The 17985-nt window shown below is 38.6% G+C and carries 12 protein-coding genes; all 12 read left to right on the top strand.

The features are described from left to right. Window positions 1-8 precede the first annotated feature (8 nt). A complete protein-coding gene (gene iolD, locus EGN73_RS17145) occupies window positions 9-1874 on the top strand; it encodes a 3D-(3,5/4)-trihydroxycyclohexane-1,2-dione acylhydrolase (decyclizing) (protein ID WP_219292693.1) in 1866 nt (621 codons plus the stop codon). Window positions 1875-1921: 47 nt separating this feature from the next. After that, entirely contained in the window at window positions 1922-3505 is a 1584-nt protein-coding gene (locus tag EGN73_RS17140) for a solute:sodium symporter family transporter (RefSeq protein WP_219292691.1), read from the top strand. A 16-nt stretch (window positions 3506-3521) separates the two neighbouring features. Further along, window positions 3522-4997 (top strand): CoA-acylating methylmalonate-semialdehyde dehydrogenase, encoded by a 1476-nt coding sequence (locus tag EGN73_RS17135; RefSeq protein ID WP_219292689.1) that lies wholly within the window; start codon window positions 3522-3524, stop codon window positions 4995-4997. A 12-nt stretch (window positions 4998-5009) separates the two neighbouring features. Continuing rightward, complete coding sequence (locus EGN73_RS17130) at window positions 5010-5909, top strand: sugar phosphate isomerase/epimerase family protein (RefSeq protein WP_219292688.1); 900 nt, start codon at window positions 5010-5012, stop codon at window positions 5907-5909. After that, the gene (locus EGN73_RS17125) at window positions 5906-6928 is read left to right on the top strand and encodes a Gfo/Idh/MocA family protein (protein WP_219292686.1); all 1023 of its coding nucleotides are present in this window, start codon (window positions 5906-5908) and stop codon (window positions 6926-6928) included. Before EGN73_RS17130 ends, EGN73_RS17125 begins: the two co-directional genes overlap by 4 nt. Before the next feature lie 4 nt (window positions 6929-6932). Further along, complete coding sequence (gene iolG / locus EGN73_RS17120) at window positions 6933-7943, top strand: inositol 2-dehydrogenase (protein WP_219292684.1); 1011 nt, start codon at window positions 6933-6935, stop codon at window positions 7941-7943. 340 nt (window positions 7944-8283) lie between these two features. Further along, complete coding sequence (locus tag EGN73_RS17115) at window positions 8284-11139, top strand: TonB-dependent receptor (protein ID WP_219292682.1); 2856 nt, start codon at window positions 8284-8286, stop codon at window positions 11137-11139. A 17-nt stretch (window positions 11140-11156) separates the two neighbouring features. Further along, window positions 11157-13226: a phytase gene (locus tag EGN73_RS22570; protein ID WP_246611640.1), complete on the top strand. Its 2070-nt coding sequence runs from the start codon at window positions 11157-11159 to the stop codon at window positions 13224-13226. A 14-nt stretch (window positions 13227-13240) separates the two neighbouring features. Continuing rightward, window positions 13241-14449, top strand: a complete 1209-nt coding sequence (locus tag EGN73_RS17105) for a porin (RefSeq protein WP_219292680.1) — start codon at window positions 13241-13243, stop codon at window positions 14447-14449. 10 nt (window positions 14450-14459) lie between these two features. Further along, a complete protein-coding gene (locus EGN73_RS17100; RefSeq protein ID WP_219292678.1) occupies window positions 14460-15842 on the top strand; it encodes an alkaline phosphatase in 1383 nt (460 codons plus the stop codon). Continuing rightward, complete coding sequence (locus EGN73_RS17095; protein WP_219292676.1) at window positions 15839-17140, top strand: fibronectin type III domain-containing protein; 1302 nt, start codon at window positions 15839-15841, stop codon at window positions 17138-17140. Before EGN73_RS17100 ends, EGN73_RS17095 begins: the two co-directional genes overlap by 4 nt. After that, window positions 17137-17916 carry a hypothetical protein gene (locus EGN73_RS17090; protein ID WP_219292674.1) on the top strand — a complete coding sequence of 260 codons (780 nt, stop codon included), beginning with the start codon at window positions 17137-17139 and terminating at the stop codon, window positions 17914-17916. Before EGN73_RS17095 ends, EGN73_RS17090 begins: the two co-directional genes overlap by 4 nt. Window positions 17917-17985 lie beyond the last annotated feature (69 nt).

Genomic DNA, 17985 nt, shown 5'->3' with positions numbered 1-17985 from the left:
GTAATCTTATGAATAGTGTGAAATTAACAGTTGCCCAGGCGGTAATTAAATACCTTCAACATCAAAAAGTTGAGAGAGATGGCCATATCCAAAGTTTTTTTGCCGGGTGTTTTGGCATTTTTGGCCATGGAAACGTAGGTGGGTTGGGACAGGCATTGTTTCAGACTCCCGAATTTAAGTACTATCAGTCTAGAAATGAGCAGGCAATGGTTCATACTGCGGCTGCATTTGCGAAAATGAAAAACAGACTTTCAACTTTTGCTTGTACATCTTCAATTGGTCCTGGTGCCACTAATATGTTAACAGCCGCAGCTGGAGCTACCATAAACAGGTTGCCAGTCTTGCTTTTGCCGGGCGATATTTTTGCAACTAGAAAAGTTGATCCTGTTTTGCAACAATTAGAATCTTCAAATACTCAGGATATTTCAGTAAACGATTGTTTTAAACCCATTTCAAAATATTGGGACAGAATCAACCGGCCTGAACAATTGATTAGTTCCTTACCTGCCGCAATGAGGGTGTTGATATCTCAGGAAGAAACAGGGGCTGTAACAATTTGCTTACCTCAAGATGTACAAGCCGAATCCTTTGATTTTCCTGGTTATTTATTCGATGAAAGAGTGTGGCTGATAACAAGGCCTATTCCAGAACTGGAACTTCTTCATAAAGCTGCAGATCTTATAAAAGAGTCAAAGAAGCCTATGATAATAGCAGGAGGGGGAGTGATTTACAGCGAAGCCACTCAGGAGCTTGAAAAGTTTATTGAAAAATCAGGTATCCCCGTAGGTGAAACTTTTGCAGGAAAAGGTTCCATACCCTTTAACCATCCACTTAACCTGGGAGCAACAGGAGCAACAGGTACTGAAGGAGCAAATTGTATAAGTGAAGAAGCTGACTTGATCATTGGAATCGGAACGCGATACAGTGATTTTACAACAGCCTCAAAAACTGCATTTCAAAATCGAAATGTGAAGTTTATCAACATCAATATATCAGCCTTTGATGCATTTAAACACGGAGCACTTTCCTTAAAAGGAGATGCAAAATCAACAATTTCGGCTTTAGGTAAAATATTAGGGGAATTTACAACTGAAGGCGCATATAGGGAGAGGATAGCTGCATTTAACAGGAGTTGGGATGATAAAGTGTCATCTGCATATTTTCCGGATTCTGAAGGTATACCTTATCAATCAGAGGTTATAGGTGCTGTGAACGACTTCTCTGATCCTGAAGATGTAGTTTTGTGTGCTGCGGGTAGTTTGCCTGGAGACCTTCACAAGTTATGGAGGACTAAAGATCCGAAAGGTTTTCATTTGGAATATGGTTTCTCATGCATGGGGTATGAGATTGCTGGAGGATTAGGAGCTAAAATGGCATGTCCTGACCGTGAAATTTATATTATGGTTGGGGATGGTAGCTATCTAATGATGAACAGTGAAATAGTTACAAGCATTCAGGAAGGTTATAAACTCACAATAATCTTAATCAATAATAATGGATATGCCAGTATTGGAGGGCTTTCTAAATCTTTGGGAACTGAGGGGTTTGGAACAAACTATCAATATAGGAACCCAAAGTCGGGACAGCTTGATGGTGATATTCTTCCTGTTGATTTAGCTGAAAATGCAAGAAGTCTTGGAGCGGAAGTTTTGACTCCTGAAGATATTTTAGGTTTTAATAAAGCCTTATACAAAGCGAAGAAAAATACAAAGACCACTGTAATTTATGTAGAGACAAAACCTGAAAGAAAGTTGGCAGGCTATGGGCATGCTTGGTGGGAGGTTCCTGTTTCTGAAATTTCAGAGCAGAAAGCTGTCCAGGAAGCCTTTAAGAAAATGAGAGACAACCAGAAAAAGCAGAGGTATTTTATCTGATCTAATTTCCTGCGCCTTATTCTTAATAACCCAAAAATCCAACTTAAATGACACTGACTTTAATCAGTTTTGTGGGCTTTACGCTTTTCGTAGCCTGGTACGCCTGGAAAAAAACCAGGAAAGAAAATCTATGTACCCAAGATGGGTATTTTCTTGGAGGAAAAAGTCTTACAGGTGTAGTTATCGCCGGATCAATGATAATGACCAATATCTCAACTGAGCATTTGGTAGGTATGAATGGATCCTCATATAAAAACGGTTTTATTATCATTGCTTGGGAGGTTACTTCTGCTTTAGCTTTAATCTTAGCAGCAATTTATTTTGTTCCTAAATACCTAAAAATGGGGTTGACAACCATTCCCCAATATTTGGAAAAGCGGTTTGATGTTGGAACCAGATCTTTAGTGGCATTTTTTCTATTGGTTTCTTTTGCTGTAACATTGCTACCAATTGTCTTATTTACTGGTGCCATAAATCTGGAAAGCCTTTTTGAAATTTCAAAATTATTAAATGTAACTCATCAGGAAGGTCTTTGGATAACAGTTATTTGCGTTGGATTAATAGGGTCAATTTATGCGGTTTTTGGAGGCTTAAAAGCTGTTGCTGTATCTGACACAATTAATGGATACGGGCTAATGCTAGGGGGTGTTTTAGTACCTTTAATAGCTTTGTTTATGATTGGAAATGGCAACCCCATAACAGGAATGGCAAAAGTGTTTACGCACAGTCCTGAGAAATTCAACGTAGTTGGTGCGAAAGATTCAGTATTGCCTTTTGAAACACTATTTACTGGTTTAATTATCAATCAGATATATTTCTGGTGTATGAACCAAACCATTTTACAAAGAGCCTTGGGAGCAAAAAACCTTAAAGAAGCACAAAAGGGATTACTTTTAACAGGAGCCTTAAAGTTGTTTGTGCCTTTCATAATTGTCCTTCCAGGAGTCTTGGGGTTTTATTATTTTGGAGATGCTTTTATGGATAATCAGGACTTGGTTTATCCTGCACTGGTAAAAAAAGTATTGCCCGTGGGATTAACTGGAGTTTTTGCTGCAATAATAATGGGTGCAGTTTTAAGCACATTCAACAGTGTTCTTAACAGCGCCTCAACGATTTTTAGTATTGATATTTATAAAAGAATAATAAACCCCTCATTATCAGATAAAAGGCTTGTAAGAGTAGGTAAAATTTCTGCGGCAGTACTGGCGACAAGCTCTATTCTGACAGCTCCTTTGGTAGCTAATGCACCGGAAGGTTTATTTCAGCTCTTGCAGCAACTGAATGGGATATTCTTCATTCCTATCGCATCCATTGTTCTGGCTGGTTTTTTCTTTAAAAAAACTACTGCGTTGGCTGCCAAAGCAGCATTGGTTTTTGGTCTGCTGTTTTACATAATTATGACATTTGTCCTGGAAGTTAATATTCATTTTGTCCATATCTGGGGGATAGAGTTTTTACTGAATTGTTTTATTATGGTTTTGGTATCATACCTCTGGCCTTCTCAACCTAAAATCAACAACATTTTTAAATACAGTGACCATCAAGTGAAAGGATGGCGTTATGCAAGACTTGTATCGGCAACACTTGTAATTATAACTGTAGTTGTATATATCGTTTTTGGAACAATTTAAATCACTAATCAATATCATGGAAAAATTACAAAACTACATTAACGGAAATTGGTCCATAAGCTCGGAAGATCAAACAACTCCGGTAATCAATCCGGCAACCCAGGAAGTCTTGGGAAGAGTACCTATTGGACCCAATACAGCGAAAGATTTGGATAGCGCTGTAAATCATGCACATGCTGCATATTTAGAGTGGAGAAATGTGCCAGTTATGAGAAGGGTTCAACCTCTATACAAACTTAAAACACTTTTGGAAGAAAATAGTGAAGAAATTTCAAGGCTAATCACTTTAGAATGTGGAAAAACAATCCATGAATCACGAGCTGAACTCCAAAGGGCTATTGAAAATGTAGAAACGGCATGTGCCACTCCAACTCTGATCCAAAGTGAGTTTTCGGAGAATATTGCCAGAGGGGTAGATGAGTTTATGATCAGGCAGCCACTCGGAGTTTGTGGTTGCATTGCCCCATTTAATTTTCCGGGAATGATTCCATTTTGGTTTTTACCATATGCAATTGCATGTGGGAACTCTTTTGTTTTGAAACCTTCTGAAAAGGTTCCTTTGACGATGATGAGAGTTTTTGAATTAATGGAGGATATTGAGTTGCCAAAAGGACTAGTAAGTCTTGTACATGGTGGTAAGGAAACAGTAGACGCTATGCTGGAACACCCTAAAGTGAAAGCCATCAGCTTTGTAGGTTCAACTCCTGTTGCGAGATACATATATTCTCAAGGAGCAAAATACGGGAAACGTGTCCAAGCTCAGGGTGGTGCCAAAAATCCTGTTGTAATCATGCCAGATGCAGATTTGGATGTCACTTCAAAAATCATAGCAGACAGTGTTTTTGGTTGTGCCGGTCAAAGATGTCTAGCTGCCTCCAATATCATAACAGTATCTGATGTAAGTGGGACGATTAAAGAAAGTCTTTTTGAAGCGGCAAAATTAAAAAGGACCGGCTATGGCCTTGATGAGTTGGTAGATATGGGACCAGTAATTTCCTCTCAAAGTAAATCAAGAGTTGAAATGTTAATTGATCGGGGGGAAAGGGAAGGTGCTGAAGTTATACTTGATGGACGGAATTGTAGCATCAAGGGATTTGAAACAGGAAACTTTTTACATCCTACGATTTTAGAAGGATTGCCTCTCAACGGTGATCTGGTTAAAACTGAAATTTTTGGTCCTGTAATGAGCCTTCTTCCTATGAACAGTCTTGAACAGGCTTTGGAGTTTATCAATGGGAATAATTATGGCAACATGGCTTGTATTTTCACAAGTAGTGGGGCAAGTGCAAGAAAATTCAGGAATGAGGCTGATGCCGGTAATATAGGAATAAATATCGGAGTCGCAGCTCCGATGGCACAATTCCCATTCAGTGGATGGAACGACAGTTTTTTTGGGGACTTACATGGCCAGGGAAGGCATGGGATAGAGTTTTTCACCCAAACAAAAGTTGTCATAGAAAGATGGCCAAAGGAGTGGACAAGGAAATTTTAAATTCAAATAAAGATGATAAAAATAGCAAATGCGCCTTGTTCTTGGGGCGCCTTGGAATTTGACCTAGAAGGTACAGCGCTGGGTTATGAGGAAGTGCTTGTTCAGATGCATACAACTGGTTATACAGGCACAGAGCTGGGAGATTGGGGATTTATGCCAACCAACCCATTAAAATTAAAAATGGTTATTGAAGAAAAAGGGTTTCGAATTCCGGGAGCTTTTGTTCCTATAGCACTTTCTGAAGAACAAAATCATAATGCTGGTATTGAAAAGGCTTTAAAAGTAGCCAAGCTATTAGTAGATGCTGGATTTAATGATGCATTCATAGTGCTTTCAGACGAAAATGGATCTGTTGAAGAAAGGACAAAAAATGCAGGTAGAATTACTTCAGAGCTTAGCTTAAGTCCTGAAAAGTGGAAGGTATTTGCAAATGGGGCAAATAAAGTCGCGAAAGCAATTAAAGAAACATATGGACTAAGAACTGTTTTCCATCACCATTGTGCCGGTTTTGTTGAAACCGAAGCCGAGATAGATAATTTTATGGAGATGACAGACCCAAATTTGTTGGGCTTATGTCTTGATATGGGGCACTGTATGTTTGGAGGAGCAGACCCTGTAAAAATCCTTAAAAAATATTATGATAGAATTTGGCATGTACATTTCAAAGATTATGATATGCAAGTTGGTTCTCTAAGTAGAGAAAATGGCTGGGATTACTTTGAGTCTGTAAAACAAGGGGTATTCTGTAAGCTTGGTGAGGGGGCGGTTGATTTTCCTTCTATTGTTAAAATTCTTACAGAAAAAAATTACAGGGGATGGGTCGTTGTCGAGCAGGATGTTTTACCAGGTATGGGGAGTCCGTTAGAGTGTGCTGATCACAATAGAAGATATATCAAAAAGCTTGGGTTATGATGACAATGTTGCGGATTGGTCTAGTCGGCTTGGGTAGATTGGGTAAAATCCATGCTGAAATACTCTCCGGTCAAATCTCTAATGTAGATTTGGTAGCAGTATGCACATTGGATGATAAGGAAAAATCCTGGGCTGTTTCCAAGCTAGGTCTTTCCGCAACTTGTTGTTTTTCAGATTTTGAAAAAATGCTTGATGAAGCAAAGCTAGATGCGGTTGTTCTTGCTTCTCCTTCATCATATCATTTTAATCAAACCTACTTGGCATTATCTTTAGGAATTCATGTGTTTTGTGAAAAACCATTAGCCGTAAAGGAAGAGAAAATCCAAAATCTATTTGACATTCTGAATACAAATTCAGGACTAGTTTGCCAAGTTGGCTTCATGAGAAGGTTTGACCCTGTATATATGAAGGCAAAAGAGAAAATTGTAAATGGAGACATTGGTGAGATAATACTATTTAGGGGGTATAGTCTTGATCCTATATCTGAAATACATAATTTTTTAAAGTTTCTCCCCTCAAGTAGCGGACAGTTTTTAGACATGGCGGTTCATGATATTGATATGGCTAATTGGTTAATTGATGCTTTTCCCAAAACCATTTATTCGTGCTGTAATTCATTTTCATTTAGGGAGTTTGAAGAATTTGGTGAAGGGGATAATGTCACCTCTTTAATGCAGTACGAAAATGGAAGTATGGCCTTTATAATGGCAGGAAGAACAGCTCAGCATGGTTACCATATTGAAACTGAAATCATTGGAACCAAAGGGACTATACGAATAGGATCTGTTCCTTCACCCCATCAACTTGAAATTTTGGATGGTAGTGGAGTTCGAAGAGAGTGCTATACAGATTTTGCAGATCGATTCTATTTGGCTTTTCAGAATGAACTAGTAGCATTTATCAAAAATATCCATGAGGACGAAGCTCCTAAATGTGGAATTCATGAAGCTTACAAAGCAACTTTGATTGCTTTAAAAGCAACAGAATCTTTAAAAGAAAAAACTTTAATCAAACTTTAAAATTATGGAAAAAACGAGAGTTGGAATAATCGGAATGGGCAGAATCGGTAAAATCCATTACGCAAATATTAAAAATCAGATAGAAAATGCCGATGTGGTAGCAATATCGGATCCTTACTTTGACTCAGATCTCGGGATCCCTAATGTCGATGCTCATGAGGTCTTTAATAATAAAAAAGTTGATGCAGTAATCATTTGTTCACCTACCGATACTCATGCTGACTACATTTCAGCCTCAGCTCAGGCAGGGAAACATATATTTTGTGAGAAACCCCATGACCTATCAATTCATAGGGTAATTGAAACCCTTGATGAGGTCCATGAAGCTGGAGTCAAGCTTATGCTTGGGTTTAACCGGAGATTTGACCCAAATTTTCAAAAGATTAAATCATTAATAGGAATGGGTGAAATTGGAGATGTTCACCTTTTGAAAATAACAAGCCGGGACCCTTCTCCTCCATCCTTAGAATACCTTAAAAGTTCAGGAGGAATGTTTCTTGATATGACAATCCATGATTTCGATATGGCAAGGTTCATCATGGGCAAGGAAGTTAAGGAGGTATTTGCCGTAGCAGGAGCTTTTGTATCCAAGGATGTGGAAATAGCAGGAGACTTTGACACTGCTGTTGTGACCCTAAAGTTCAATGATGGAACAATGGCTGTAATTGATAATAGTAGAAAAGCAGTATATGGATATGACCAGAGGTTGGAGATTTTCGGGTCAAACGGAATGGCTAAAGTGGATAATAACAAGCCGGATACCCATGTGCTGTATAATCAGCATGGAGCTCATGGTTCTTTGCCCTTAAATTTCTTCATGGATAGATACACGATGTCTTATCAAATGGAAATGGAAATGTTTATAAAAGCCATAAATACCAATTCTGAAATGCCAGTGACAGGTACTGATGGATTAAAGGCTTTACTTATAGCTTTAGCTGCACAAAAGTCAGTAGAGGAAAATAGACCAGTTCAAATTGAGGAAATTGGGAAAAACGCTTCCATTATTCTGTAAATGAAATAGTTATGTGTCTTTTTGTAAAGCTTAGGTCAACAGAATAGAACTTTACTCGCTCTGCAAACCTTTGCATAACTTATTTTGTGAGTCAGTAAAATTATATCTAATATAGTATTAGAAAATTCAAATAATCCTGCGTGTAAACAGTTTAACCTGAAAAATTATTTGGCGCCAAAATAAAATTCAGGTAAACAGTTAAAGTGTTCTTATAAGAATAATAATTTAAACACCATCCAATCAATTTTAATACAAACCAGACTTGTCAAAAAGCCAAAACTTTTTGACCATGGAGTCTTATTGCCTTAATAAACCATTAACCAAAACATCCAAAATAACCATGAAATTAAAATTACTGTATTCGCTTTTGACTACGATAGTCATGATTACCACAGTGAACGCTGAAAGAAGCCTGTTTGGTTTCTCTTCAGGTGGAGGAATGGAAGGTCCATTCATTTATAAAGTAGCAAATGGTCAGGTCATTGGGAAAGTTTTTGATGGAGATACCGGAGAACCACTAATTGGTGCTACTGTTCGGGTCCAAGGACTAGGTTCAAATCATGGGACTGTAACAGATAATACAGGTAGCTATAGATTGCAGGGAATACCTGAAGGACCTCAAGTACTTATCTTTTCATTTATCGGTTTTGAAACATTGACCAGGAATGTGGAAGTAGAACCGAATAAGTCTGTAACTGTGAATGTCCGGCTTGATTCGGGCATGGAAGGGATGGAGGAAGTTACCATAGTTGCATTTCGAAAAGGTCAGTCAAGATCCATTAATGTTCAAAAAGAAGCTTTGAACATGAAAAGTGTTATTTCATATGAGCAAATGGAAAGGTTTCCAGATCTTAATATTGCCGAATCAATCAAGCGTGTGCCTGGTGTAGTAACCGAGCCTGCCAGAGGGGAAGCTGAAAGTGTCATGATTAGGGGCTTACCTTCCGGCATGCATACAGTTACCCTTAATGGACAAAGGATGTCTGCAACCGGAGATGACAGAGAAACTGACACAAGAATCATTCCTACAGGGATGATAAGCTCTATGGAAGTGATCAAATCAGCAACTGCAGACATGGATGCTGATGCAACTTCAGGATCTATTAACCTGATTACCACAAGACCCGTTGGAGATGAAGTTTTTGTTAGAGGGCAGATTGCAACTGGGTACAATGCGATGTCTGGAAGACCACAGTGGTTGAGCTCTTTGACCTACAGTAAAAGAGTGGGCAAACTTGATTTTGTAGTGAGCGGAAATTACCAGAAAGATAACAGGGCTACTGAAGATATCAGACATGATTGGGATGTGAGAGATTTTGGCAATGGTAATCAAGATGTATTAGCTGGTCTAAGACCTTCCCTATATGAAACTGAAAGAATTAGAGCGAGTATTGGTACCCAATTGGATTATAGTATAAGTGAAAGGTCTTCATTATATCTAAGGGCAGTTTATAATAGATTTGATGAATATGAATTAAGAAATGATGCCAGACATGGTATTGATGATGGAAATTTCACTGCACCCGGAGTTTCTGAAAGGGCAAGATTCGAAAAAGTTATGCGGGAGTACAATCGGATTACTAACCTGATAAACCTGAATTTTGGAGGGCAAAATGACATTGGGAAAAGTACGTTGGATTATAACATGGGGTATTCCCGAGGTACATTTAACGTTCCCTTAAGAGAATATTATGCTTTTCGTCACAGTGAAAGACCTGATTATTCTTACGATATATCAAACCGGAATTTTGGAGAATATCAAGTCACTAACGATGTTAACCTAAATGATCCCAGTAAAATGGGCTTCAGGTACTATGAACGAAGGAGGGATGACATTGTAGATACAGATATGTTTGCTACAATAAACTTAAGGACACCATATAATTTGGGTTCAGGAAAAGGGTTCTTTAAAGTTGGAGCCAAGGCGTGGAGAAAAACCAAAGATAGGGACATGCTTGAACAAAGATGGACAAGTTATTCTGGGACTGAACCTTTGACCTTTGAAAACTTCTTTGTCCCAAACTCTGCCGGACTGATAGGAGGGAGGTACCCAATATATGGGGATATTGATTGGGAGTCTGGAAAAAGATTTTTTAATCAAAATGAATCAAGCTTCGGTTTGGATGTGGACAGAACCAGAGCAAGTTCAGATCCAAACAATTTCAGTGCGGTGGAGGATATTTATGCTGCATATGCAATGACTGACCTGAAGTTTGGGAACCTAAATTTAAATCTAGGCTTACGTGGTGAACAAGTAGAGAATTTCTATTCGGGAAATGAAGTCGAATTTGACAGCAATGGGAATTATGTAAGAACAATTCCGGTGGAGGCTGATAATATAGGTTATTTTAATATGTTCCCAATGATGAATGTCCGGTACGAAATTAATAAAATGACAAACCTGAGATTTGCTTATACAGAAACAATTGTAAGACCAGATTTTGCGGCTTTGGTTCCATTTAGATTGATAAATCAGGACAATGAAATAATTACTACAGGGAACCCGGATCTTAATCCAAGCAATGCTCAAAATATAGATGTTGCATTTGAAAGCTATTTCCAGAGTGTTGGCTTTGTTTCCATAGGAGGATTTTATAAGAGGTTCAGGAATTTTATTTTCAACGAAGTCACTATGATCCAGGACCCAGGGTCTGTCTATGATGGGTTTATGCAAGTTACCCCTCAAAATGGTGATGGGGCATCCATTGTGGGTGTAGAGATTGCATGGCAACAGAAATTGAGTTTTCTTCCAGGAATACTTAAAGATTTTGGGGTTTACTCGAATTATACCTATGCAGTTTCAGAAGCAAATGTTAGTGAGCCTGAATTTCGTACGGTTACTCTTCCTCTTCAGCCAAAACATATTTTCAATGCAGCCCTGCAGTTTGATAAGGGAGGTTTTTCAGCACAACTATCATATAATTGGAGAGATACATGGTTACATGAAGTAGGTGCATCCACAAACTTACCTTCAATTGAGCAAAATCAAGAGATTTTCATGGATAGGTTCTTTCAAGGTTTTAGTCAACTGGATTTCAATGCTTCACAGAAAATCACAGGAAATTGGAATGCTTTCATAAATCTAAATAACCTGACAAACAGTTCGCATATCCATTATTTTGGAAGACCTATTTACCCCTATAGAAATTCATTTCATGGTTGGTGGGGAATGATGGGCTTACGATTTAACCTTTAATCAAACTATTATAAAATATGTGTAAAAATTTGTGTTGGATACCCATATGGGCATTGCTGGGATTTTCATGTAGTTCAAATATCCAAAGTAATAAAGCTGAAAGTAATTCTTCTCCTGTAGCCCCTAAAATTGTTACGAGTCCTGTTAAGTTCGATAGCGATGACCCGGCAATTTGGTATAATAAAGAGGATCCTGAAAGCAGTTTGATTTTAGGAACAGATAAACACGAAGATGGAGCACTCTATGTTTTTGATCTCAAAGGCAATGTAATTGAGGAAAAAACTGTCAGAGGTTTGAAAAGACCAAATAATGTAGATATCCGAAAAGTTAAAATGAAAGGTGAAAAGTTTCATATAGCAGCGGTAACTGAAAGGATGGCCAATAGATTGAGGGTGTTTTCAGTACCGGATATGAAACCTGTTGATGGGGGGGGGATATCACTATTTGATGGTGAAGAACATAGAGAACCAATGGGAGTTTCCCTTTATGTTAGAGAAGCTGATGATGCGGTTTTTGCAATCGTAAGCAGGAAGTCCGGTGCATCTGGAAAGTATTTATGGCAGTATAAACTGGAAATGGATGAATCCGGAATCATTTTCGGAAAAAAAATAAGAGAGTTTGGCCTTTACAGCGGGAAAAAGGAAATTGAAGCGATTGCTGTTGATGACGAACTTGCTTATATATACTACTCAGATGAAGGATTTGGTGTAAGGAAATACCATGCAGATCCTGATATGGGAGATGAAGAGTTAGCGGTCTTTGCAACTGAGGGTTTCGCGAGTGACCATGAGGGGATTAGTTTTTACAAACTGGAAACTGGGGTCGGTTACATATTAGTTTCTGATCAGCAATCTAATAAGTTTCATATTTATTCCAGGGAGGGAACTAAAGAGAACCCTCATGACCACCAGCTTGTGAAAATAGTTGAAGTTCAGGCCAAGGAAAGTGACGGGTCTGAAACTTCCAGCTCGAGTTTTGGAGATAAGTTTCCCAACGGGCTCTTTGTCGCAATGTCAAATGATAAAACTTTTCATTTTTATGATTGGACTGATATAGCAGGTGAAGAATTGAAAATTGCACCTGACGGTGTCCCTTTGCATTCAAAAAATGCTATTGAACCTAAAGTGATTACTGAGACTGTTGAGTTTGATACTGACGATCCCGCTATTTGGATTCATCCCGACAATCCGGAAAAATCCCTAATTGTTGGTACCGACAAACTTGAAGGTGGAGGACTTTATGTGTTCAACCTTGATGGTGAAATAGTAAATAAAATTACCGGAATGGGAAGACCTAACAATGTGGACATTGCATATGGATTTAAACTTGGTGGCGAATCAGTGGATATTGCTGTTGCAACTGAACGTAATACTGATATGCTCCGGATTTTCAGGATGCCTGACCTTGTACCAATTGACGGAGGGGGCCTTGAAGTATTTGAAGGAGAGGAGATGCGTGATCCAATGGGTATAGCATTGTTTACAAGGCCTTCAGATGGGGAAATCTTTGCAATAGTTGGCCGTAAAGATGGCCCAAGTGGCACATACTTGTGGCAATATCACCTAAAAGATGACGGAAATGGAGTTGTTACAATGGATAAAGTAAGATCCTTTGGTCAGTATAGTGGTGTTAAGGAAATAGAGGCAATTGTCGTAGACAATGAATTAGGCTATGTCTACTACTCTGATGAAGTATTTGGTATTAGGAAATATTATGCAGACCCTTCAAAAGGGGATGATGAATTAGCATTGTTCGGGACCAAAGATTTTGGAAGGGATATAGAAGGGCTTAGTATTTACAAAATGCCTGATGGAACAGGCTATATTCTTGCCTCAGATCAACAGTTGAATAAGTTCCAGATTTACTCTAGGGAAGGGACTGCTGAGAACCCACATGATCACAGATGGATAAAAGAAATAGAAGTTAAGGCTTTGCACAGTGACGGTTCAGAAGTGAGTTCTGCCTCTTTTGGAAAAAAGTTTCCGAATGGACTCTTTGTTGTCATGTCCACAGACAAAACTTTCCATTATTACGATTGGGCCGATATTGCCGGGAATGATCTTAAGATTTTACAGCAATCAAAGTAATATACCTTGAATAAATGAATTCAAGCAAATCATTGACCACCAATACCTTTATTAGTTTAGTTTGCTTGATGTCTGTGCTATCGGGGGTGGTCGCTCAGCAGCTTCCCCCGACACAGATACCTTACTTCCAGTATAGTAAAGGTTTGGAAATGACTGCACCTGATAGCCTTTTCCAAATGAATATCAGGTTCAGAATGCAAAATAGATTTGCCTTTTATTCACCGTTTTATGAAGACGGTGTGGGACTGGACCAAATTGAAGCACGGGTAAGAAGGCTGAGATTGAGGCTGGACGGGTTTATTTATTCCCCAAAACTGACCTATGTAATTCAGCTTTCTTTTACCAGGGGGGACATGGATTATGATGTTACCCAATTCCCGAACATAATAAGGGATGCTATGGTAATTTATCAGTTTAACGAAAAATTTTCTATGGGACTAGGCCAGACAAAATTACCTGGAAACAGGCAGAGAGTGAATTCTTCAGGCGATTTACAGCTGCCAGATAGATCAATAGTCAATGCAGCATTTAACATTGACAGGGATTTTGGGATTCAGGCTTACTATGTTGAAAACAGGTTTGTATTGAGGGGCGCACTAAGTACCGGTGAAGGCCGGAATATTCTTAGCACAGATCCAGGACTGGCATATACAGTGAGAGGAGAAGTACTTCCTTTTGGACATTTCAGTAATGGCGGAGATTACTTTGAGGGGGACTTGATGAGGGAAAAATCACCAAAGGTATCACTTGGTATCACCTATAGCTATAACAACAATACACTTAGAAGTGGTGGGCAGTTAGGTTATTATTTGTACGAGAGGAGAGATATAGCGACAAGGATGGCTGATTTTTTATTGAAATACAATGGTTTTTCACTAAGCGCGGAATACATAGAAAGAAACACTTCCGACCCTCTTACATTTTCGCAGGAAGATGAATTAAGATATGTCAGGGCAGGAAAGGGGAAGAATTTCCAAATGGGATATTTATTACCCTCTGATCTTGAATTTGTGGGAAGGTTTTCAAGACTGGTTCCTATTCCTGAAATCAGATTTTTGGAAGAAGAGGTTTCGGAATATACCATTGGTTTAAATAAATACTTAAAAGGTCATAGAGTAAAGCTACAAAGCGATATTACCCTTCAAAACCTGAACAGTTTCCGAAATGGAAGTGATAACAAAAGACAAATGATTACACGGTTTCAGATTGAAGTCGGAATCTAAAAATTTAAATATGAAAAGAAGATCGTTTTTTAAAAGAGGATTGCTCGCAACACTGGGGACGACTCTGGTTCCTTCAATATCATCAATTGGACATCCCAGGGGATTAAGGGATGCTGCCAAAAACGTAATCTTTTTGGTCAGCGATGGTATGAGCCCCGGGACATTGAATATGGCAGATATTTTAAACCGGAGAAAGAATGGTAAACCATCTGTCTGGGTTGACCTGTATACTAAAAACAAAGTGACAAGAGCACTGATGGATACTGCATCAGCCAACTCCATGGTTACAGATTCTGCTGCTGCAGGATCTGCCTGGGGAGGTGGAATGAGGGTGAATAATGGTGCTTTGAATATTGGTCCCAATGGGGAAAGGCCAACGCCCATATTACAAAAGTTTCAAAAGGCGGGTAAGTCTGTTGGATGTGTAACCACAGTACCTGTTACACATGCTACACCTGCTTCTTTTTGTGTAAACAATAATGACCGAAATGATCAGGAAGGAATTGCCCAAGATTATCTAAATCTTAAGTTTGATCTTTGGTTTGGTGGTGGGGACAGATATTTCAATCCCGGTAAAAGAAAAGACAGGACTGATCTATATCATAGCTTTAAAGAATCGGGTTATAAAATTGTAAAAAGCACAAAAGAGCTAAGTGAACTTAAAACAGGACCTGCTTTGGGGATTTTTGCTGATGACGCCTTGCCTTATTCAGTAGACCGGGAGAATCAGACTGAGCTGAAAAGTCAGACTCCAAGCCTGACAGAAATGACCAAAAAAGCAATTCAGATTCTAAGCAAAAACAGCGATGGATTCATGCTTCAGGTTGAAGGAGGTAAAGTGGACTGGGCAGCGCACGGAAATGATACTCCTGCACTTGTATATGATCAATTGGAGTTTGACAATGCAGTGAATGCAGCAATTGAGTTTGCCGAAAAAGATGGGCAGACTTTAGTTGTAATTACAACAGACCACGGTAACGGTGAACCAGGTGTTTTTTATGGAAATAAGGCAGATTCTAATTTTGATAGGCTTCAGAATATACTTTGCTCTAATGAATGGGTCTTAAATCAAATCGATAAATCTTTTACGCCTGGACAGGTTATTGATTTAATTGAAAATTCCCAAAAAGTAATTTTGAATGTTTCTGAGGCCAAAAGAGTATTGGCCAGCTATGAAAATATTGAAAAATCCGGATTGTATAATCCCCGGCAACTTCCTTTTAAATCTTTGGCGGACTTTCAAGAAAAACATTTCTCAGTACACTGGGCAAATAACGAACATTCAGGAGTTTTTGTAGAACTGGCGATGTTCGGGCCCGGAGCAGAAAAGCTTCCAGCTATGATAGAAAATTATAAGCTTCATGATTTCATTCTAAAAACTACACAACTATGATACTTAGTAATAGGCAAAAAAAATATTCCTTGATTATTGTTTTTTTATTGGCTGCCGGTGTTTCAGGCGCATGGGCAATTTATGGTGCTGAAATTAAAGATTCAGGAGTAAAACACCTCAGAGTGGTTTTTACCGAAGATCCATCGAGCCATGCAATCGTAAGCTGGACTTCTTTTTCCAGAACTCAAGAGAATATATTGTACTTCGATACTGTCAGCAGGGATGCAGAACTAAGTAGGTATAATTTTGAGCAAAAAGAAGTCAGATCAGGGAAGATAACGATGACCTCAATGGACAAATCTGAGGGAGTTCCTGAAGGTTTCTACAATCACGCTGAAATCAACAAACTAGAAGCAGGTAAAAAGTACTATTTTGTTGTTAAAAGCGGGGACTCGGTTTCTAAAGAGCATTATTTCATCACCGGCTCTAGGAATTCTACCTCAAGTAAATTTTTATGGGGAGGAGATTCAAGGCTAGGAGGCGAAAAACCCAGGTATGCGGGAAGAACTCCACATACAGATAGGCAGAATATGAATAAGAGGATGAGAATCCTTTTTGAATCAAATCCAGACATCATCGCCTTATTTCATGGAGCTGATTATGGGTCTACAGCTAACTGGAGGCATTTGTATTGGTGGTTTGAAGACCATCAACTTACTACAACCAAAGATAACAGGATTTTGCCGCTGGTTATATCCAAAGGTAATCATGATGAAGCTATAGGGTTTTTGGAGAATTTTTGGCTAGGTGATATTAGCAGCGAAAATGTAAATTCATATTACTATACGACTCTATTAGGAGAGGATGCTGTTATTATTACTTTGAATACCGAAACGATAATAGGTGGAAAACAAAAAGAATGGTTAATTGATGAACTTGAAAAATACCGTCATTCCAAAAGATGGGTGTTGGTTAATTACCATAGACCCGCCTATCCGGCAACCAAGGACTTCTATGATTTCACATTTGCAAGAGTAAGGCAAACATGGACTCCGATATTTGACAAATATTTGGTGGACTTGGCTTTGGAGTCAGATGGGCATGTGCTGAAAAGGACTGTCCCCATCCTTGAAGGAAAAGAAAATAAAGACGGTATTGTGTATATTGGTGAAGGTGGCTTGGGCGTACCACAAAGAAAAGTTGATCCAACTCTATGGTTTATTCAACCTCCGGGAATGGGTGGGAGTACCAATCATGTCCATCTGATCAGCTTGACAACTGAAGAGTTAAAGCTTCAGGCAATTGATGAGAATGGTAAGGTAGTAGACGAATATTCACGACAACCGCGGAAATTATGAATAAAACTACCCTTTTTGAACCATTGATGTTTGGACGGATTTCAATATTCATTTATGTGGTAGGGTTATACCTAAGTCTAAATTCAGGCAGTGTATTGGGGTCTGTTTTATTTATGGATTACGGAGTTCCGGTTGACCAATCAAAACAAATTGAAAAAACTATTGCTGCTATATTCTTGATATTAGGCTTCATAAGCTTAATGCCTAAAATCTGGTATGGTATACCTTTAGTAGGGATTGGGGCCTTTATTCTTGCCTATCTCACGCAAGATTTTGGAGGTGGTTTTTTTACGAAGTGGTCATTGATCAGTCATTCTCCCAGATATTTACTTCCTTTTGGACTGGTTTTTTTAACGTTTGAAAACACCAAAAAGGTTGGGATCCAACTTTTTAGAGTTGGGGTTGTCCTGGTGTTTTTTATCCATGGATTGGAGTCGCTCCAATCGCATCCCTACTTTGCTGAATATATTCTCAATAGCTTTGAATATGTAGGAATACCCGTTCATGAAGATCAGGCGCTTCTAATGATGAAAATTATAGGCGGCATCGACATATTGGTAGCCGCTCTTGTCTTGTTTTCTCCATCAGTTTTTATTTATGCATGGGCATCATTTTGGGTTTTGATCACCTTTGTGATAAGGTTTCTTAGTTTCGGGTGGTTAATGCACAAAGAAGTATTGTTGAGGTGGCCTAACCTTGTTTTGCCATTGATATTACTTTCAATTATGCTGATAGAAGGAAAAAAGAAGAATAATGAATCAGTTTTTCAAACTTAAATAGGTTGGGACTTTATTAACAAAAGAGCTATTCTTAATCCCTGATTTTCTGATTAAAAAGATGGAAAA

Source organism: Arthrospiribacter ruber (assembly GCF_019343195.1).
Taxonomy (GTDB): Bacteria; Bacteroidota; Bacteroidia; order Cytophagales; family Cyclobacteriaceae; genus Arthrospiribacter; species Arthrospiribacter ruber.
Note: the sequence above shows the minus strand (reverse complement) of the source record. Positions and strands in the feature narration are given on the sequence as shown.

Coding starts and splice junctions, on each gene's coding strand:
- iolD (WP_219292693.1), top strand. CDS start 9: ATGAATAGTGTGAAATTAACAGTTGCCCAGGCGGTAATTAAATACCTT.
- EGN73_RS17140 (WP_219292691.1), top strand. CDS start 1,922: ATGACACTGACTTTAATCAGTTTTGTGGGCTTTACGCTTTTCGTAGCC.
- EGN73_RS17135 (WP_219292689.1), top strand. CDS start 3,522: ATGGAAAAATTACAAAACTACATTAACGGAAATTGGTCCATAAGCTCG.
- EGN73_RS17130 (WP_219292688.1), top strand. CDS start 5,010: ATGATAAAAATAGCAAATGCGCCTTGTTCTTGGGGCGCCTTGGAATTT.
- EGN73_RS17125 (WP_219292686.1), top strand. CDS start 5,906: ATGATGACAATGTTGCGGATTGGTCTAGTCGGCTTGGGTAGATTGGGT.
- iolG (WP_219292684.1), top strand. CDS start 6,933: ATGGAAAAAACGAGAGTTGGAATAATCGGAATGGGCAGAATCGGTAAA.
- EGN73_RS17115 (WP_219292682.1), top strand. CDS start 8,284: ATGAAATTAAAATTACTGTATTCGCTTTTGACTACGATAGTCATGATT.
- EGN73_RS22570 (WP_246611640.1), top strand. CDS start 11,157: ATGTGTAAAAATTTGTGTTGGATACCCATATGGGCATTGCTGGGATTT.
- EGN73_RS17105 (WP_219292680.1), top strand. CDS start 13,241: ATGAATTCAAGCAAATCATTGACCACCAATACCTTTATTAGTTTAGTT.
- EGN73_RS17100 (WP_219292678.1), top strand. CDS start 14,460: ATGAAAAGAAGATCGTTTTTTAAAAGAGGATTGCTCGCAACACTGGGG.
- EGN73_RS17095 (WP_219292676.1), top strand. CDS start 15,839: ATGATACTTAGTAATAGGCAAAAAAAATATTCCTTGATTATTGTTTTT.
- EGN73_RS17090 (WP_219292674.1), top strand. CDS start 17,137: ATGAATAAAACTACCCTTTTTGAACCATTGATGTTTGGACGGATTTCA.